Raw genomic sequence first — 18979 nt, 5'->3', positions numbered from 1 at the left:
ATCCGGGGCGAGCCGTGAGGCCGCGGGGCTGCGAGCGATGGCCACGGCGCCAGCGCTTCGAATCCCCGCAGCCATTCCGGCCTTGCACCCACGGACGTCCCCCTAGAACGTGGGCCAGGCACGAAACGTGTCATGCACGACCCCGTTGGGGCTGCCGCTGATCGCCGACGGTTCGCTCGCGGTCGCGCAACCATTCCCAGGGGGCCGAGCCTGCGGCCCGCGGCGCCCGTGCGCACCGGCCATGCCACGACTGTAGCGAGGCGCCTCCAATACGTCCGCTGCGGGAATGTCGGCAGTCTGTCGCCTGCAAACGCGAACGGCCCGGTTGCCCGGGCCGTTCGCTCTGCCGTCGTTGGTGACGCTGGCTTACCAGATCGCCACGCGCTCCTCGCCCTCGCGGCGCATGCGGTCGCCGGGCTGGCAGCCGAAGGCCTCATGGAAGGTCGGCATGTTGGAGGGCGCGCCGACCGCGCGGAACATGCCCGGCGCGTGCGGCCCATTGGTGATCTGCAGCTTCATCGCCTCGGTGGTGAAGCCGCGGCGCCAGACGGTGGCCCAGTTGAGGAAGAAGCGCTGGCTCTGCGACAGGCCTTCGACCATCGGGTCGGTGTAGCCCTCGCCCTGGGCGCGGCGCATGGCCGCGTAGGCGACCGTCAGTCCGCCCAGGTCGGCGATGTTCTCGCCCAGCGCCAGTCGGCCGTTGACGTTGAGGCCGGGCAGGGCCTCGTAGGCGTTGAACTGCGCGACCAGCTTGTCGGTGCGGGCGTTGAAACGCTCGCGGTCCTGGTCGGTCCACCAGTTGGCGAAGTTGCCAACGGCGTCGAACTTGCTGCCCTGGTCGTCATAGCCGTGCAGCATCTCGTGGCCGATCACCGCGCCAATGCCGCCGTAGTTCAGCGCGTCGTCGGCGTTGGGGTCGAAGAAGGGGGGCTGCAGGATCGCCGCCGGGAACACGATCTCGTTGGCCGAGGCGCGGTAGTAGGCGTTGACCGTCTGCGGGCTCATGCCCCATTCGGTCTTGTCGACCGGCTTGCCGATCTTGTCGAGCATGAAGCGGTAGTTGAAGGCGGCCGCCGCCTCCAGGTTGGCGACATAGCTGCCGCGGCCGACGTTGAGGCCGTCCCAGCTGCGCCACTTGTCGGGATAGCCGATCTTCGGCGTGAAGCTGGCCCATTTCTCCAGCGCCTTGGTCTTGGTCTCGTCGCCCATCCAGTCGAGATTCTGCAGGCGCTCCTTCAGCGCCTCCGACAGGTTGGCGACCAGCTGCTGCATCTTGGCCTTGGATTCCGGCGGGAAAGCGACGGCCACGTAGAGCTGGCCCAGCGCCTCGCCCATGCTGCCGTTGACCGCGTTCAGCACGCGCTTCCAGCGCTCCTGCTGCTCCTGCTGGCCGCGCAGGGTCTTGCCGTAGAGCGCGAAGTTGGCGTCCTCGAAGGCCTTGCCGAGGTAGGGCGCGGCATCGTTCAGCACGCGGAAGCGCAGCCAGGTCTGCCACTGCTGTACCGGCACCTCGACCAGCATGCGGTCGAACTCGCGGAAGAAGTCGGGCATGGCCAGCGAGAACATCTCGGGGCGCGCCACGCCGACGGCGTCGAAGAAGGCGCCCCAGGGGAAGTTCGGCGTCACCGCATCGGCCTGCTCGATCGAGACCGGGTTGTAGCGGGTGGCCGGGTCGCGCAGGCTCACGCGGTCCAGCGAGGCCTTGGCGAGCAGGGTCTCGAACTCCAGCACCTGCTGCGCCTGCGCCTTGGCGCTGGCCTCATCGGCACCGGCCAGCTGCAGTACGGTGGCGGCATAGGTCAGCAGGGCCTCTCGCGCGGCCACGAAGTCCTCGCGATCCTCCAGGTAATAGCTGCGCTCCGGCAGCGACAGGCCGCCCTGGTTGGTGTAGCCGATCACCATCTCGGAGTTCTTGAGGTCGGCATTGGCGTAGAAGCCGAACAGCGGCCCTTGGCCGACCGCGTAGGCGTCGCGCAGGTAGCCGGCGATGCCGGCGGTGTCGGTGATGGCGTCGATCTTGGCGAGCCGCGGCTTCAGCGGCTCGATGCCGGCGGCCTCGATGGCGGCGGTGTCCATGCCCGAACCGAAGAAGTCGCCGACCTTCTGCTCGATGCTGCCGGGGGCTGAGTTCGACTGCGAGGCGGCCTGCACGATGGCGTGCTGGATCTCCAGCGAGCGCTCGCCCAGCACTTCAAAACTGCCCCAACTGCTGCGGTCGGACGGCACCGGATTGGCGGCCAGCCAGGTCTGGTTGGTGTGCAGGTTCAGGTCGGTGCAGGCCGTGACGTCCGGGTTGAGGTCGGCCGCGCGGAAGCTGATCGGCTGGGTCTTGATCGCGGCCATATCGATGGCGATCGGCTGCGGTGCGGCGGCTGTCGTGGCTGCAGGCGCGGCCTTTGAAGCGGACGCGCTGTCGCCGCTGGGGGCTGAGCAGGCGGCGAGCGCAGTGAGGATGGCTGCGGAAAGCAGCGAGCGGAAGGGTAGGTTCATACGGGGGGCTCTCCTCGGGCGCGTGGCCCGTCAAGCGTCATCCGGGAATCGGATCGGGACCGCGCACCCTAAGCGCTGGCGCCCCGCCCGGGATGTGGCGGGAGTCACGCGGCATGCCCCGTGGGCGCGCGGAGCGCGCGTGGGCGGCTTGCCCGCGAGGGCGACGCCAGTCGCGTGGGCGGGTACATCCGCGTGGGCGCGCGGGCGCCGGCAGCTCACGCGGCCACGCCCACGGGCATCGCACGGCGGACCGCCACGCAGCCGCCTGAATCGCCGCATCCACCCAAACGTGCCGGGCCCCACAACCCCCCTAGTCAAGCGCGAGTGAAATCTCCACTCTTTCCCTCAGCGCGCGGCAGGCACTGCGTCGCGCGCAGCGCAGCACCCGTGCTGGCCCACCAGGGGGCAGCACGAGACCGGTCCACAGGGATCGGCACGCAGCGGTCGCGGGCTCCGGACGGAACCGGTGCAAGCAGCCGCAGGGGGCAGGCACCCAGCTCTGTCTCCGCAGCGCCTGCTCCAGGGCAGGCGTCATCGCGCGGCCCGAGCGCATTCCAGTGCTGCTGTGTCAGCGCTATCCGGCGCGGGAGAACCCGTGATCCACCCCAGTTCGGAGCTTCGTTTCATCTCAGCCGAGATCGGCTACGGCGTGTTCGCCACCGAGTTCATTCCCCGCGGCACCTTTCTGTGGGTGCTCGACCCCTTCGACCGCATCCTGAGCGCCGCCGAGCGCGAGACCCTGCCGGCGCTGCTGCGCCAGCAGGTCGACCGCTACGCCTATCAGGCCGCCGATGGCGACTTCGTGTTCTGCTGGGACTTCGGTCGCTACATGAACCATTCCTGCGCACCGGCCAGCCGTGGTATCGGCGACGCTTTCGAGATCGCGGTGCGCGACATCCAGCCCGGCGAGGAGCTCACCTGCGAGTACGGCACCCTGAATCTGGTCCAGCCGATGGCCTGCCGCTGCGGTGCCTTGAGTTGTCGGGGCGAGATCCGCCGCGACGATGCCGAACGCTTCTTCGAGCGCTGGGATGCCGAGGCTCGAGCGGCGTTCGAACTCGCGGGAACGGTGCCGCAACCGCTGCTGCCCTATGCGAAAGCCGGCCCACGCGATCTGCCGCTGCTGGCGGCGCTGCGTTCGGGGACTCCGGTCGAGGTGCCCTCGGCCCGCGCCTACCACGTGCCGGCAGCGGAGGGTCAGAGCCCATGATGCATCCGCATACGCGATGCGTGCCGATCGATGCAGTCGTCGGCGAGGGCGTGATCGCCACCCAGCACATCCCGCGCGGCACGCTCGTCTGGGTGATGGATGCGCTGGATCAGGCCATACCGGAGTCCGAGATCGCCGTGCTTCCGGCCTGCTGGGCGCCGCTGGTCGATCGCTGGACCTTCAGCGACGGCCGCCGTCACCGTGTGCTGCTGTGGGACCACGGCCGCTACGTCAACCACAGTTGCGCCCCCAACTGCGGCGGTACCGAATTCGGCTTCGAGATCGCACTGCGCGATATCGAGCCGGGCGAACAGCTGAGCAACGACTACGCCACGCTGTTCATGGGCCCCAGCGAGGCCTTCCACTGCGAGTGCGGCGCGCTGCGCTGTCGCGGCGACATCGACCATCGCCAGGTGCCGGAAGCGGTGGCCGCCGTGCGCCGTGCCCTGACCCAGGCGCTGGATTTCATCGAATCCGCACCGCAGCCGCTGTGGCCCCTGCTCGACCCGCAGCGCCTGCAGTCCGCGCGCCTGAGCCTCACTCAAAGCCTGGCCGATGTGCTGCAATCGCGCAGCACGCGGCGACGCGCGGTCAGCGGCTGAGGGCCCCCGTTCCAGTCGCGGCGCGCAGGGTGGGTGCTCGCCCTCCGCAGCTGGACACTGGCCTCGCGGACTGCATGGCTCGTGAGCTGTCTGTCGTCTGGCCCACGTTCGTGGTGCGATCCCTCGATCGGGCGCAAACTCCCGACCGGGAGTCGCCTTGGTGCTTGCACCTCAAAGACTGCCCGGCACGAACTCCAGCGCGACCTGCGCCGGGCGGCCGGGAAGATCCAGCGTGCTGCGCCGCTCCGGCGCGCGTGCGATCACGCGTCCGCGCCGCACCACGGCAAGTCGGGCGGCCTTCAGGCGGATCGCTTCGAAGGGGTCGGCCGCCTGCAGCAGGACGAAGTCGGCCGGGCCGCCCTCGCGCAGGCCGTAGTCGTCGAGGCCGAGCACCCGCGCGGCGGTGTCGGTGACGCCGGCGAAGCAGGCGCGGATGCCGTCCTGCGAGGTCATCTGCGCCACGTGCACGGCCATGCTGGCGACTTCGAGCATGTCTGCGCTGCCGAAGCTGTACCAGGGGTCCATGCAGCAGTCCTGCCCCAGGGCGACGTCGATGCCGGCGGCCAGCAGCTCGGGCACGCGGGTCATGCCGCGACGCTTGGGGTAGCTGTCGTGGCGGCCCTGCAGGGTGATGTTGATCAGCGGATTCGCCACCGCAGAGAGTCGCGCCTCGGCCATCAGCGGCAGCAGCTTGGAGACGTAGTAATTGTCCATGCTGTGCATCGAGGTCAGATGCGAGCCGGTGACCCGGCCCTGCAGGCCGTAGCGGATCGTTTCGGCGGCGAGCGTTTCGACGTGGCGCGAGTGCGGGTCGTCGCTCTCGTCGCAGTGCATGTCGACGCGCAGGCCGCGCTCGGCGGCGAGACGACACAGGCGCGCGATGCTGTCGGCGCCGTCCGCCATCGTGCGTTCGAAGTGCGGGATGCCGCCGACCACCTCGACGCCGCGGTCCAGCGCGCGTTCGAGGTTCTCGATGGCGCCCGGCGCGCGCAGGTAGCCGTCCTGCGGAAAGGCGACCAGCTGCAGGTCGACGTAGCCGGCGACTTGGCGCTTGACCTCCAGCAGAGCGTCGACGGCGAGCAGGCGCGGGTCGCAGACATCGACATGGCTGCGGATGTGCAGCAGGCCCTGCGCGGCCGCCATGTCGCAGTAGGCCAGCGCGCGCCGCACCACGGCCTCGACGGTGAGATCGGGCTTCAGCTCGCCCCACAGCGCGATGCCTTCGAGCAGGGTGCCGCTGGCGTTCAGCCGAGGCAGACCCAGCGAGAGCGTGGCGTCCATGTGGAAGTGGGCGTCGACGAAGGGCGCGCTGAGCAGGCGACCGCGCGCGTCGATGACCTCGCCGACGTGCTCGGCCGGCAGGTTCGGCGCGATCGCAGCGATGCGACCGCCGCGCACGCCGACATCGACGCCGCGCCGGCCGTCGGCCAACGCGGCGTTGCGCACCAGCAGATCGAAGCTCATCCCAGCAGGGCGTTCAGTGCGCGCGCGGCGCGGGCGTTCTGCGCGGCATCGGCCTGCGGCGCATGTGCGGCCCAAGCCAGCAGCGCCGCACGCGCGTCGGGGCGCGCGCTGCCGCTGCCCATGCGCTCGGCCAGACGCTGCATCTGCAGTTCGCGACGGCGTGCGGCGGCGTCGGCGGGGCTGTCGATGCCGGCGTCGAGTTCAAGGCCGATCAGCGCGTCCTCGCGGCTCTCGCCGCTGACATCGCGGCTGCGGGCGGTGCTCAGTTCACGACGCTCCGATTCGCCAAGCGCCTCTTCCTTCGAAGGGTCTAGGGCGGCATCGAGGAGGGACTGCAGCGACTGCTTCGCGCGTGCCTCACGCTGTGTCTTCTGGGCGGCGCGCAGGCGCTCCACGGCCTTCTCGAACTCGCGCTCGAGGCTGCCTTCGGCCGCGCGCGGCGGGCGCGGGCGGCGGTCCTGGCGATCGCCACGCTCGCCCCGTTCGGGCTGCGAACGATCGCGCGGGTTGCGACCGGGCCGCGCATCGCCCGCTGCCTCTTCGAGCTGCGGCTGCTGCGCCTGCCAGCGCGCTTCAAGCTCGGCCAGCTGGGCGTCGATCTGGCCGAGGTCCTCGGCCTGCGCCAGGGCCTGCACGGCCTCGACCAGTCCGCGACGCTCGGCTTCGACCGCGGCCAGGGCTTCGGTGCGCGCCTGCGCGCCGGCACGCGCGGCCTCGAACAGCGGGTCGACGATGCCGCGCAGCTCAGCCCAGAGGCGGTCCTCGGTCTTGCGGTCCGCGCGCGGCGCGGTGCGCCACTCCTGCTGGATCGCCTTGGCGACGTTGATGGCCTGGGTGGCGTCGCCGCGGGCGGCGAAGCGCAGGCGCTCCAGCAGGGCCTGCTTGCCCTCGACTGCCGCCTGGTTGCGTGCATCGCGCAGGGCGTCGAGCTGATCGAGCTGGGCGCGCAGGCGCTTGCCCAGAGCAGCGCGGGCGCGCGGCTCGACTTCATCCAGCTGGCGCAGCGCGGCAACGACACGCTCGCGCAGGGGCTTGAGATCGTCCGGCGCCTGCTCGATGTCGGTCGCCAGTGCGGCGATGGCGGCGTCGATCTCGCTGGCCTTCTGCGAGCGCAGGGCGCGGCGCTGCTCGAAGTAGGGTCGCGCCGGCGCCAGCGCGCGGTGGCAGAGCGCGCGGAAGCGCTTGCCGATCCCGGTCGCGTGTTCGCCATGGTCGGGCTCCGCCGCTTCGACCTTGGCCCATTCGTCCTGCAGCTCCTTGACCCGGTTGGCAACGGCATCGGGATGCAGGCCGGAACCGATCAAGGCCTCGACCTCATCGCAGAGGCGCGCGCGCACCTTGTTGCCGGCCCAGCGCTGCCAGCGCTCCATGTCGGCGACGCCGGCTTCCAGCTCGCGCAGCTTGTCGCGCTGACCGGGCGTGGGTTTGACGCCGGCGGCCAGCCGCGCGCGGGCGGCTTCCAGCGCGGGCTTGGCGATGCCGAGGCGCTGGTCCTCGACGCCAGCGAGGCCCTGCCTGAGTGCTTCGCGCAACGCTTCGTCGGGCGGCTGGGCGGCGGCTGCGGGCGCAGGCGTGACCGTGATGGTGTCGTTCGCTGGGTTGGCGGCCCCGTCGGCATCGACCGGAGTCACCCTCGCGGTGTCGGCTGCCGAAGCCTCGCCCACCGCGTCGTCCGCCGGCTCGGCCGCGACTGTCGCGGCTGCCGTCGCCGCTTCATCGACGGCGCCGGCTTCGATGAGCGCCGCTTCGAGGGCGGCGGGCTGCGGCTCGGGCTTCGGCAGGTGGGCTGTCTTCAGCGCATTGACCGCTGCGCGAGCGCTGGCGGCATGGCCCTGCAGGCGACGCAGCAGGGCCGCGTCGAGCCGCGGCGCCAGCTGCTCGACTTCGGTCTCCAGCGAGGCGAGCTGCTCGTCGGCATCGGTCGGCAGGCTGCGCGCGAGTGCGTCGAAGGCGCTGCCGAGCTGCAGGGCGCGCTGGTTGATCGCGCCAGCGTCTCCACGCGCGAGCTTCAGCGCATCGGCTTTTTCGCGGGCGCGGCGCGACAGCGCCTTGTCCTGGCCGCGCGCCGCTTCGGCGATCCGGTCCAGCGTGGCCTCATCGGAAATGCGCTCCAGCAGCCGCAGACGCAGGGCCGGGTCCGGGTCCTTCAGGCAGCGCCGCTGCAGCAGGCCGGGCTTGTTGAGTCGCAGCACCGCTGCTTCGCGCAGTTCGGGCTCGGGCGCCGATTCCGCCATGGTCTCGGCCAGCTCGGCCGGCAAGGCGGAATGGCTGGCGAGCTGTTGGCGCTCGGCGGCGGGCACTTTGGCATCCAGCAGGCGGGCGCGGACGCGGCCAAGGATGGCCTCGCGGCAGCCGCTGTCCTTTTCGGCCGGCAACAGGCCCAGCAGGGTGTCGGCGCTGTCGATACGGGCGATGGCTGCGCGCCGCACTTCGGCGGCGCTGTCGCTGGCGGCGATCTGCGGCAGCAGGCGGACCAGCTCGGGCGCGGTCTCCGAGCGCACGGCCTCGGCGCGACGCAGGGTTTCAGGGTGTTCCCACAGCGGGCGGCGAAAGCGGGCGAACAGCTTCATGCAGGGTCTCGGCGGTTGGACGGCGTGGGGCCGCGCGGGGCGGGGGCCGGATTATGGCGCCTAACGCGTGCCGCGGATCGCCCTGCCGAAGCGCCTGAGGCCCCGCGAGCGGGGCCTCAGGACTATCACGGTGCTGGCCGGGGCTTCAGAGCGCGGGCGGGGGCGGCGGCGCTGCGGCGGGCGCGCCGGGCACCGTCTGCGGTGGCGTGAGCCCGGCCTTGTCCTTCAGTTCCTTGAACTTGTCCGACATGCCTTCGAGCTTGGCTGACCACTGCGGATCGGGCGTCTGCCCTTCGGTGACCTTGAAGAACACCTGCATCAGCGCGGCCATGGCCAGCGGATCCACCAGCGCGGCTTTCAGGCAGATCGCGGTGACGATGGCGAGTGCGAAGGTCCAGAAGCCGGCGAGGCCCGGGAAGAAGTTCGCGATCAGCGCCACCGGCCCGATCACCAGCAGGAAGATCGCCAGCGTCAGGCCCCAGATGACGAAGGTCAGCCAGACCGCGTTCTTCAGCATCGTCTTGTAGTTCTGCGCGTAGAGCACCACGGCGTCGCGCGCCGAGGCCCAGGCATTGGTGCTGCCGGTGCGGATGGCATGGGCGAGGATCACTTCGTCGACGTAGGTCAGCGAGGTGTTGATCACGGTGTTGACGAACTTGACCAGGCCGTCGAGGCCAGGGATCGGCAGGAAGTTCGCGATCATCAGCATGGCGCGGTTGAACACCCGCAGGATGCCCTTGATGAGTTGGTCCACGCCGAACAGCACCGAGCTTTCGACGAAGCGCTCCTTGACCACGGCCGAAGCGTGCTCCAGCTGGCCGCGGCCGCCTGGAATCTCCTTGCCCTGAAGCAACTCGGCCAGCACGGCGATGTGCCCGGCCTTGACCAGGTAGAGCAGGTATTCGCGCGCCCAATAAAGCACGCCGCTGATCAGGCCGAAACCGATGAAGGCGCCCCAGGCGCTGCCGGCGCCGGGGTCGGCAGCGACCTTGCCGAACAGATAGCCGATGCCGGCGCCACCGCCGGTGGCGATCACGTAGGCCAGGGTGATGCCGAGGTATACGGCCAGCCGCAGCAGCAGGAAGGGCAGGGTGCGAAGCAGCAGGCCGAGGATCTGGCCGAGGCTGAAATCCATCATGGAGTATCTCCGTGGGGCAGGGCGTTGGGGTCGCGCGGTCGTCCTCGCGCGTCGACACTGTGTATACGCAGAACGAGACGCGAAGGCGACATGGGGCCGGCTTCACTCCACGCTGACACCCGCAGCGTAGCCTCGGCGGCTGTTTCCCTGCTCTCGGACCCCTCGCCATGCGCTTCAAGCCCGCCGCCCTGCTGCTCTCGCTGTCCCTCGCCAGTCCCCTGACGGCTCTGGCCGCCTGTGGCGTCCTCGAGGGTGAGAGCTTCCGCCCTCTGGCCGGCAAGGAGCCGGTGAGCCTCTGCGAGCGCTATGAGGGCCAGGTGCTGCTGGTGGTGAACACCGCCAGCAAGTGCGGCTTCACGCCGCAGTACGAGGGTCTCGAAGCGTTGCACCAGGAGCTGTCGGGCCGCGGCTTCGCCGTGCTCGGTTTCCCGTCTGGCGATTTCATGGACCAGGAATTCGACGATGAGGCGCAGATCGCCGAGTTCTGCACCAACACCTACGCGGTCAAGTTCCCGATGTTCGAGAAAGTCTCGGTCAAGGGCGAGCAGGCCGTGCCCTTCTATCGGGAGTTGACCGAGGCCACAGGTCAGGCGCCGGGCTGGAACTTCCACAAGTACCTGCTGAACCGCGAGGGCGAGGTGGTGGCCAGCTTCGGCAGCCGCACGCGTCCGGACGATCCGGCCCTGCGCGCCGAGATCGAAAAGCTGCTTGGCGGTTCCTGATCTGCGGATCGGCCCGTACCGATGACTACAGTCGGCGCTTGACCAGGCGGATCAGGCTGCCGAGCAATGGGATGTGCTCATAAAGGCCGTCGGCGGCGTTCCAGTAGTCCTGGTGATAGACAACCAGTCCCTGCGCGTTGAAGCGCAGGTGCGACATGCCCACCGTCGCGGTGTCCACGCCGCGACGGAAGCGCTTGAAGCGGATGACCATGCGCCAGCGCACCAGGTACTCGCCTTCCGCCGTCCGCGTGTTCGACAGCACCTGCACCCGGCAGTCCTCGACGGCATCGGCGCTGTCGTGCAGGTAGTGGGCGAGAGCGGCACGGCCGCGCACTGGCTTCAAGGTGTCGTTGAAGTAGACGTCGTCCGCATAGGTCGCAGGCAGCAGGCGCTCGATGCGATCGCCGGCGAAGCTTTGGAAGAAGGCGGCGAAGCGCGCCAGCGCGTCCGCCTCCTCGGCGCTGCCCGCGGCGAGCTGCGCGGGATGCAGGACGCGCAGGCGCTCAAGTTCAGAGAGTGTTTCCAAGGTCGGGCTCCGTGGGTTGGAATGCGCGGCAGAATGAACCAAGGCAAGGAGAGACCCAAGTGAAGGTGCGCGCGTCCGAACGCATGGCGGTGTGGCTGGGCCTGGCTGGGCTGCTGCCCTTCCTGCTGCTGTCGGTGTCTGTGTGGTCGCCGGACTGGCGTGCGCTGGCGCAGCCGGCCCTGCTTGGCTACTCGGCCTTGATCCTGTCCTTCCTGGGCGGTGTCCGCTGGGGGCGCGGGCTCTCCGCCGACCGCCCCGTGGAGTACGTCTGGGCCGTGCTGCCGAGCCTGTGGGCCTGGGCTGCGCTGCAGGCGCCGCCGGCCGCCGCTCTGCTGCTGCTGGCCTGCGGCTTCGTTGGCCAATGGTGGCTCGACGGACCGGCCGACCGCCTGCCTGCCCCGGCCTGGTTCCGACGGCTGCGCGCCCTCTTGACCGCCGTGGTGCTCGGCTGTCACGTGCTGGCGGTGACTGCGCTGTTCGCCTGAAATCGCCTCCGGGAACCTTTCGCCCCGACGCGCATCCGTGGTGCCGGCGTTGCGCCCCCGAGGGGGCCAGCCCACAATACCGCGCCCCGTCGCCGTCGGACTCACGGCGCCCATCCTGTTGGAGAACCCATGAAGCATTCCCTGCGCACCACCCTGCTCGCCGCGGCCACCGCCGCTGTGGTCGGGTTTTCGTCCTTCGCGGTCGCGAACGACAAGCTGGAAACCGAGAAGGACAAGATCAGCTACGTGATCGGCCTGCAGATCGCCGGCTCGCTGGTGCAGATCAAGGATGAGGTCGACCTCAAAGTGCTGATGCGCGGCATCGAGACCGGCCTGTCGGGCGAAGAGCCGGCGCTCAGCCAGGAAGAGGCGATGGCCGTGCAGCAGGCTTTCGGCCAGAAACTGCAGGCGAAGCGCGAGGCCGAGATGCAGGCCGCGGCCAAGACCAACCGTGAGGCTGGCGAGGCTTTCCTGGCCGAGAACAAGACCAAGCCGGGCGTGAAGACCACCGAGTCGGGTCTGCAGTACAAGGTCGAGAAGGAAGGCGATGGTCCGCGTCCGGCCGCCACCGACACGGTCAAGGTGCACTACACCGGCACCCTGCTGGACGGCACCAAGTTCGACAGCTCGGTCGATCGCGGCCAGCCGGCCCAGTTCGCCCTGAACCAGGTCATCCCCGGCTGGACCGAGGCCCTGCAGTTGATGCCGGTCGGCAGCAAGTACACCCTGTGGCTGCCCTCCGAGCTGGCCTACGGCGAGAACGGCACGCCCGGTCCGATCGGTCCGAACGCGACCCTGAAGTTCGAGGTCGAGCTGATCGAAATCGTCGCCGCGCAGTAATCCGCGCAGCCACGGGAGGAAGGCGGCCGGCGATGCCTCGTCGGCCGTTTTCTTTTGGGCCTGGCGCGCCTGCAGCGGGCTTGCGAGGCCTTGGCCAAGCCGGCGCAGGCAGCGTCTGGGACTGGTATCGACGCCGCTGGATCAACTCAGGAGTGAGCCCATGAACGTCACCGTATTCGGCACCGGCTATGTGGGCCTGGTGACCGGCACCTGTCTGGCCGAAGTCGGCAATTCCGTCACCTGCGTCGACATCGACACCGCCAAGGTCGAGGGCCTGCGCGCCGGGCGCGTGCCGATCTTCGAGCCCGGTCTCGAGCCGATGGTGATCGAGAACAGCCGCGCAGGACGACTGCACTTCACCACCGATGCCGCCGCCGCACTGGTCGACGTCGACATCGTGTTCATTGCGGTCGGCACGCCGCCGGACGAAGACGGCAGCGCCGACCTGAGCCATGTGCTGGCGGTGGCGCGCACCATCGGCCTGCACCTGCAGCGGGAGGCCCTGGTGGTGACCAAGTCGACCGTGCCGGTCGGTACCGCCGATCGCGTGCGCAGCGCCGTCGCCGCGGCGCTGGCCGAGCGCGGCTCGACGCTGGCCTTCGAGGTCGCGTCCAATCCCGAATTCTTGAAGGAGGGCGACGCGGTCAAGGACTGCATGCGCCCCGACCGCATCGTGATCGGCTGTGAAAGCCCGGAGGCGATCGAGCGGCTGCGCGCGCTGTATGCGCCCTTCAACCGCAACCACGAGCGCATCGTGGTGATGGATCTGCGTTCGGCAGAGCTGACCAAGTACGCGGCCAACGCCATGCTGGCCACCAAGATCAGCTTCATGAACGAAATGGCCAACCTGGCCGAGCGCCTCGGCGCCGACATCGAGAAGGTCCGCATCGGCATCGGCTCGGACCCGCGGATCGGCTTCTCCTTCATCTACCCCGGCGCCGGCTACGGCGGCAGCTGTTTCCCGAAGGATGTGCAGGCCCTGCACCGCACGGCGGCAGCCCAGGGTTTCGATGCGCGCATCCTGCGCGCGGTCGAAGAGGTCAACCACGCACAGAAGGACAAGCTGCACGCCCTGCTGAAGCGCCACTTCGGCGACCTGCGCGGGCGCCGCATCGCGCTGTGGGGGCTGGCCTTCAAGCCCAATACCGATGACATGCGCGAGGCGCCGAGTCGCCGGCTGATGGAACAGCTCTGGGCGGACGGCGCCAGCGTTGCGGCTTTCGACCCCGAGGCGCGCGACGAAGCCCACCGGCTCTACGGCGAGCGCGCCGACCTCAGCCTCGTCGCTGAGCCCTATGCGGCGCTGGATGGCGCCGATGCGCTGGTGCTGGTGACCGAGTGGAAGGCGTTCTGGAGCCCGGATTTCCGTCGTATCGCGCGCAGCCTGAAGTCACCTGCGGTGTTCGACGGCCGCAACATCTGGGACCCCGCCACGGTCGAGCGCGCGGGGCTTGCTTACTACGGAATCGGCCGTGGGCGCTCTCTGGCCAGCCGCACGGAGGTGGATCATGCATGAGCTGGTGGAGCGCATCGTCGAGCTGGAGATGCGGGTGGCCTTCCAGGACGATACGATGCAGCGCTTGAACGCGGTGATCACCGACCAGAACCTGCGCATCGAGCAGCTCGAGCGGCGCCTGGAGCTCATGCTCACCGACCTGAAATCCCTGCGCGGCCTGCTGTATGCCGATCCGGCGCAGGAGCCGCCGCCGCCGCACTATTGAAGTCGCGGCGCCACTCAAAATTCCGCCCGCAATGACCACTTCCCTGCGCGACCAGCTGATGCAGCTGGGTTTCAAGGCCCCCGAACCCGCCAAGCCGCGCGAGCCGCAGCGTTCACCGCGCGCCGGCTCGCCGGGGCAGCCCTCCCGTGGCCAAGGCAAGCCGGCGCCGGCCAAGTCCGCGCACGGGCGTTCCCAAGCGGGCGGTGGCCAAAAGGCGGTGCCGCGCAGCCAGGAGGAGATCGATCTGGCCAAGGCCTACGCCCTGCGCCAGCGCGTCGAGCGCGAGGAGCAGCAGCGCCTTGAGCGCGAGCGTCAGGCCGAGGCCGCGCGCCGGCGCGAGGCGCGGCAGAAGCTGTTCGAGCTGATGCAGAAGGCGTCGCTGAACGCCGCCAGCGCCGAGCTGCCGCGGCACTTCGAGCACGCCGGCAAGATCCGTCGCGTCTATGTCACGTCCGAGCAGCTGAAGGCGCTGAATGCCGGCGAGCTGGCCATCGTCTCCGCGGGCGGGCGCTATCACCTGGTCACGCTGGCGCATGCCGACGAAGCGCGCGCGCTGATGCCCGACTGTGTGGCCCTGCAGGTCGACCCCAATGCGGTCGAAGGCGGCGACGACTACGCCGACCCGCGCTTCGCGGTGCCGGACGACCTGGTCTGGTGATCGCCGGCCCGTTGGGCCGCAGCGTCCGATGGCCCGACCCGAGGCGCTGTTGCCGGCGGCTGCCGCGGCCACACGCCGGCCCCACGCGTTCGACGCTCACGGGGCTTGCCTGACAGTCCATTTGCATTCATGTTCTGATTCCGCCTGGCGGCAGTTCGCTCGGCGCGACCGTGATGGACCGGGCCTTGCCAAGCGCCCGCCCTGGGGAGGAGCAGAATGATCCGGATTGTTCTGGTGGATGACCATGGCCTCATGCGTGCGGGGGTGCGCATGATCCTCGAGGCCGAGCCCGACCTGCAGGTGGTCGGCGAGGCCGGCAGCGGCGACGAGGCCCTGCCGCTCTTGCGCAAGCTGAAGCCCGACGTGGTGCTCTGCGACTTCCACATGCCGGGCCTGTCGGGACTGGAAGTGACCGAGCGTCTTGCCCGCAGCCTGCCTGATGTGCGGCTGATCATGGTCTCGGTGCTCAACGAAGGCCCGATTCCGAAGCGGGTGCTGGCTGCGGGCGCCTACGGCTATCTCGACAAGGGGGCGCCGGGCCCCGAACTGCTCACTGCCGTACGCGAGGTCGCGGCCGGGCGTCGCTACATCGGCACGTCGATCGCGCGACAGATCGCCATGGAAGGGCTGAGCGGCACGCCTTCGGCAGTGCAGACGCTGACGCCGCGCGAACTCGAGGTCGCCCTGCTGCTGGTGCAGGGGCGCAAGATGACCGAGATCGGGCAGCGCTTGAGCCTGAGCGCGAAGACGGTCGCCACCCACAAGTACCGCGTGTTCGACAAGCTCGGCGTGCGTGACGTGGTCTCGCTGGCCCGGATCGCCCGCCAGCACGGCCTGGTGGATCCCAACGCGAACTGAGTCGCTGCAGGCCGCGGCTGGGGGCAGCCCTCGCGAAGCCGTGTGCTGATCGCTGTATTCGATCTGTATGCCCCGCGCATCCGGCGCGGGTGTCGGGGCGGCGTTCGCTTGCGTTCCCCGCTGTTCCTGGACGCGAGAAACTCGGGGCGGATGCGAGAGCGCTCGTTGCCCATGGCAATTGGCTCCGATTGGGCGCAGCGAGCGTTCGCTGCGGCGCAAAAGCAGACGGCCCGGGAATCCCAGGCCGTCTGCGTGTGCCGCGGCTTGGGCGCGCGGGATCAGATCAGGCGTTCCTGCCGCGGTGCCGCGTCGGGGGCAGGCGCCTCAGCGCTGGCGTCGGCCTCGACCGCGGGCGTTTCGGCTTCGCTGGAAGCAGCCGTTTCCGCGGCTACCGGAGCTTCCACCCGCGGCGCGGCCTCGGCCTCCACCGTTGCCGCCGCGACGGGCTCCATCTCTGTGGTGGAGCCTTCGACGCCCGCCGGCACCGGTGCGCTCGGCTCGGACTCGATGGTTTCCACGCGGGCGGGCGGGGCTTCCTGCGACACCGCAGGGACTGACTCGACCGAGGGGGCACTGATGGCCTCCGGGGGCGTGACAGGCTCGGCGATCGCTTCCACCTGAGCCACCGGCGCGATGGGCGCCACAGCGGTGGGCGCAGCGGCCGGTTCGGGCGTGGGCTCGGCCGTCACGGCCGGCGCTGCGGCTTCGACGGGCTGGGCCTCGGCGATGGGCGCGACGGGTGTCGCCACGGTCACGCTCGGCGCAGCCTGCTCGGACGCGGGGACCGTCGCTTCGACCTGCACGGGGGCGGTCGCCGCAGGAGTGAGTGCCGCGGGCTGCACCGGCGCTGCGCTCGTGGTTTCCGCGAACTCGGCCGCGGGTGCCAGCGTCGCGGCTGTCGCCGCGGCCGCTGCGACCGCGGCGGGGCGGGGCAGGGGCACCGGCACGAAGGGCGGGGCTTCACCCTTGGCCGGGGCTTCCGGCGCCTGCGCCACCGCGCTGTCGCCCTCGGCCTCGCCGCTGTCATCGGCTGCGCCGGGTACTTCGGCCCTCGCCTGCGGCTTCGGCGCATCGGCCGACGTTGCCGCATCGACGCCGCCGACCTCGTCGCCCTCGTCCTCGTCCAAGCCCAGGCTCTGGTCGCTGCCTCCGGCCTCGCCGTTGGCACCGGCTTCGCGACGACGACGACGACCGCCGCGACGACCGCGACGGCGCCGGCCGCCGGCGCCAGCCTCGGTGGCGGCGTCATTGGCCACATCAGGCGCGGTGCTTGCCACAACCTCTGCGCTGACCGCTTCTTCAGCGACGACGGCAGCCGCCGCCATGGACGCGCTTGCCTCCGCTGCGACCGTTGGCTTGGGGGCTTCCGCTGGTCGGGCATCCGCGCGCGGCGGGCGCGCATCGTTGGCTGCGCTCTCGCCTCGCTCACGCCGGCCTTCGTTGCGCTCGCTGCGCTCCGGCTTCTCCGCGCGCTCTTGCTTGTCCGGCCGCGCGTTCTCCTGCGGCTTGCCCTGGCGGTTGCGGCCGCCTTCGTTGCGCTCCTCCTGCGGCGGCTGCGGCTGGCGCTGGCCTTGGCCGCGCTCGTCCTGCGGCTTGCCGCCCTGGGCGGCCTGCTGGCCCTTCTGCGGCTTGCCGCTACGGCCTTCCGAGTTGCCGCGCGCCTCGCTGCGACTGTCGCCGCGATTCTCGCTGCGATTGTCGCCGCGCTCGTTGCGGCGCTCCTCGCGGCGCTGGTCGCGGTCGCGGTTGCGGCCGTCGCGTCCCTCACGCTTGCCGTCGCGGGCCGGCGGCGCGGCAGGGGCTTCGGCGGCACCCAGGCCAAGTGCGCCGAGCAGGCGTGACCACAGGCCGGGCTTCTTCGCGGGCTGCGCCTGCTGCTGCGGGCGCGGCGTCTGCGCGACCTGCTGCGGCTTCTGTGCCTGCGGAGCTGGCTTCGGGCGCTCCTCGTCCTCGCGCTCCTCGCGGATCGGTGCCGGGCTGGCCGGCTTGACAGCCTTCACCGCGGGCGGTGGCGGAATGTTCAGGTTCGCACGCGTCAGCGCGTGCACCTCCTGCTTGCGCGGCGAGGTGCGGTAGTAGCTGGGCTTCGAGGTTTCCTCGCCAAGCTCGCCCTCGCGGATGCGCTGCACGTTGAAGTGCGGCGTCTCCAGCTGGTCGTCGGCGACGATCACCACCGGCACGTCGTGGCGCTGCTCGATCTCCAGCAGACCGCGGCGCTTCTCGTTGAGCAGGAAGTTGGCGATCTCGTGCGGCGCCTGCACCAGCACCTGTCCGGTGTTGTCCTTCATCGCCTGTTCTTCGATCAGGCGCAGGATCGACAGGCTCAGCGATTCGACGCTGCGCATGCGGCCGTGGCCGGCGCAGCGCGGACACACGGTCTGGCTGGACTCGCCGAGGCTCGGGCGCAGGCGCTGGCGGGACATTTCCAGGAGGCCGAAGCGCGAGATGCGGCCGATCTGCACGCGCGCGCGGTCGTGTTTCAGCGCGTTCTTCAGGCGCTCCTCGACCTCACGCTGATGGCGGTTCGACTCCATGTCGATGAAGTCGACCACCACCAGGCCACCGAGGTCGCGCAGGCGCAGCTGGCGCGCGACCTCGTCGGCGGCCTCGAGGTTGGTGTTGAAGGCGGTCTCCTCGATGTCGCCGCCCTTGGTGGCGCGCGCCGAGTTGACGTCGATCGCAGTCAGCGCTTCCGTCTGGTCGATCACGATCGAACCACCGGAGGGCAGGCGGACCTGGCGCTCGTAGGCATTCTCGATCTGCGACTCGATCTGGTAGCGGTTGAACAGCGGGATGTTGTCCTTGTAGAGCTTAAGCTTGCGCAGGGTGTGCGGCATCACCTGCTCAACGAAGTCCTTCGCCTCCTGGAACATGGGTTCGGAGTCGATCAGGATCTCGCCGATGTCGGCGCGCAGGTAGTCGCGCAGGGCGCGCACGATCAGGCGCGACTCCTGGTAGATCAGGAAGGGCGCCGGCTTGGCGAGGGCGGCGTCGGTGATGGCGCGCCAGACCTGCAGCAGGTAGTCGAGGTCCCACTGCAGCTCTTCGGCGTCGCGGCCGACGCCGGCGGTGCGGATGATGATCCCCATGTCGTCGGGGATGTTCAGCTTGTCCATGGCCTCTTTCAGGGCCTGGCGGTCCTCACCCTCGATACGGCGCGAGACGCCGCCGGCGCGCGGGCTGTTGGGCATCAGCACCATGTAGCGGCCGGCCAGCGAGATGAACGTGGTCAGCGCCGCGCCCTTGTTGCCGCGCTCTTCCTTGTCGACCTGGACGACGACTTCCTGGCCTTCCTTCAGCAGCTCCTTGATCCCGTGCTTGTTCGGGTCGGTGCCGGGCAGGAAGTAGTCGCGGGAGATCTCCTTCAGCGGCAGGAAGCCGTGGCGCTCACCGCCGTACTCGACGAAGGCGGCCTCCAGCGAAGGCTCGAGCCGGGTGATGCGGCCCTTGTAGATGTTGGACTTCTTCTGCTCTTTCGCGGGCTGTTCGATGTCGATGTCGTACAGGCTCTGGCCGTCGACGATGGCCACACGCAACTCTTCCGCCTGAGTCGCGTTGATCAGCATTCTCTTCATTGGACGTCATTCCTCGCGCGCTCACGCGGGGAACGCCGGAAATCCCGGCCAAGGCACGCGAAGGCCGCGCGCCCGAAGCGGAGTCACCAGCGCTGCGACCGTTGTCGGGCCCATCAAGGC

15 protein-coding genes are annotated in these 18979 nt (G+C 69.9%); 9 read left to right on the top strand and 6 right to left on the bottom strand.

All coding sequences use genetic code 11. The annotated features are described in order from the left end of the window. Window positions 1-366 precede the first annotated feature (366 nt). A complete protein-coding gene (locus BLP83_RS12555) occupies window positions 367-2490 on the bottom strand; it encodes a M13 family metallopeptidase (protein ID WP_091243292.1) in 2124 nt (707 codons plus the stop codon). Window positions 2491-3085: 595 nt separating this feature from the next. Here BLP83_RS12555 and BLP83_RS12550 point away from each other — a divergent pair. Next, window positions 3086-3700 carry an SET domain-containing protein gene (locus tag BLP83_RS12550; protein ID WP_091243290.1) on the top strand — a complete coding sequence of 205 codons (615 nt, stop codon included), beginning with the start codon at window positions 3086-3088 and terminating at the stop codon, window positions 3698-3700. Beyond that, window positions 3700-4302 carry an SET domain-containing protein gene (locus BLP83_RS12545; protein ID WP_176764178.1) on the top strand — a complete coding sequence of 201 codons (603 nt, stop codon included), beginning with the start codon at window positions 3700-3702 and terminating at the stop codon, window positions 4300-4302. Before BLP83_RS12550 ends, BLP83_RS12545 begins: the two co-directional genes overlap by 1 nt. A gap of 171 nt (window positions 4303-4473) precedes the next feature. Here BLP83_RS12545 and BLP83_RS12540 read toward each other — a convergent pair whose 3' ends face one another. From BLP83_RS12540 to BLP83_RS12530, 3 genes are all read right to left on the bottom strand, one after another. Continuing rightward, window positions 4474-5766 (bottom strand): amidohydrolase family protein, encoded by a 1293-nt coding sequence (locus BLP83_RS12540; RefSeq protein WP_091243284.1) that lies wholly within the window; start codon window positions 5764-5766, stop codon window positions 4474-4476. Next, window positions 5763-8336, bottom strand: coding sequence for a DUF349 domain-containing protein (locus BLP83_RS12535; RefSeq protein ID WP_091243283.1), 2574 nt, complete (start codon window positions 8334-8336; stop codon window positions 5763-5765). The genes BLP83_RS12540 and BLP83_RS12535 overlap by 4 nt, the downstream gene beginning before the upstream one ends. 145 nt (window positions 8337-8481) lie before the next feature. Next, window positions 8482-9474: a hypothetical protein gene (locus BLP83_RS12530; protein ID WP_176764177.1), complete on the bottom strand. Its 993-nt coding sequence runs from the start codon at window positions 9472-9474 to the stop codon at window positions 8482-8484. Between the two features lie 167 nt (window positions 9475-9641). Here BLP83_RS12530 and BLP83_RS12525 point away from each other — a divergent pair, with 167 nt between their 5' ends. Next, window positions 9642-10196 carry a glutathione peroxidase gene (locus tag BLP83_RS12525; protein WP_091243280.1) on the top strand — a complete coding sequence of 185 codons (555 nt, stop codon included), beginning with the start codon at window positions 9642-9644 and terminating at the stop codon, window positions 10194-10196. Window positions 10197-10221: 25 nt separating this feature from the next. On the opposite strand, the gene BLP83_RS12520 is transcribed toward BLP83_RS12525, so the two are convergent. Beyond that, a complete protein-coding gene (locus tag BLP83_RS12520) occupies window positions 10222-10722 on the bottom strand; it encodes a nuclear transport factor 2 family protein (protein ID WP_176764176.1) in 501 nt (166 codons plus the stop codon). A 59-nt stretch (window positions 10723-10781) separates the two neighbouring features. On the opposite strand from BLP83_RS12520, the gene BLP83_RS12515 reads away from it, so the two are divergent. The 6 genes from BLP83_RS12515 (at window position 10782) to BLP83_RS12490 (ending at window position 15284) form a co-directional block, all read left to right on the top strand. Next, entirely contained in the window at window positions 10782-11207 is a 426-nt protein-coding gene (locus BLP83_RS12515; RefSeq protein WP_091243276.1) for a DUF3429 domain-containing protein, read from the top strand. A 129-nt stretch (window positions 11208-11336) separates the two neighbouring features. Further along, window positions 11337-12047: a BamJ family beta-barrel-assembly machinery protein gene (gene bamJ, locus BLP83_RS12510; protein WP_091243274.1), complete on the top strand. Its 711-nt coding sequence runs from the start codon at window positions 11337-11339 to the stop codon at window positions 12045-12047. A 160-nt stretch (window positions 12048-12207) separates the two neighbouring features. Then, window positions 12208-13563 carry a UDP-glucose dehydrogenase family protein gene (locus BLP83_RS12505; RefSeq protein WP_091243271.1) on the top strand — a complete coding sequence of 452 codons (1356 nt, stop codon included), beginning with the start codon at window positions 12208-12210 and terminating at the stop codon, window positions 13561-13563. Continuing rightward, entirely contained in the window at window positions 13556-13768 is a 213-nt protein-coding gene (locus BLP83_RS12500; protein ID WP_091243268.1) for a SlyX family protein, read from the top strand. Before BLP83_RS12505 ends, BLP83_RS12500 begins: the two co-directional genes overlap by 8 nt. Window positions 13769-13799: 31 nt before the next feature. Continuing rightward, the gene (locus BLP83_RS12495; protein WP_091243266.1) at window positions 13800-14426 is read left to right on the top strand and encodes a DUF2058 family protein; all 627 of its coding nucleotides are present in this window, start codon (window positions 13800-13802) and stop codon (window positions 14424-14426) included. A 216-nt stretch (window positions 14427-14642) separates the two neighbouring features. Continuing rightward, on the top strand, window positions 14643-15284 hold the full coding sequence (locus tag BLP83_RS12490; protein WP_091243264.1) for a response regulator: 642 nt from the start codon (window positions 14643-14645) through the stop codon (window positions 15282-15284). 278 nt (window positions 15285-15562) lie between these two features. On the opposite strand, the gene rne is transcribed toward BLP83_RS12490, so the two are convergent. Next, a complete protein-coding gene (gene rne, locus BLP83_RS12485; protein ID WP_091243261.1) occupies window positions 15563-18859 on the bottom strand; it encodes a ribonuclease E in 3297 nt (1098 codons plus the stop codon). Between the last annotated feature and the right edge of the window lie 120 nt (window positions 18860-18979).

Origin of the sequence: Aquimonas voraii (assembly GCF_900101825.1) — a bacterium.
In the GTDB taxonomy this organism is placed as follows: domain Bacteria; phylum Pseudomonadota; class Gammaproteobacteria; order Xanthomonadales; family Xanthomonadaceae; genus Aquimonas; species Aquimonas voraii.
This window is presented reverse-complemented; position numbering and strand designations above follow the sequence as displayed.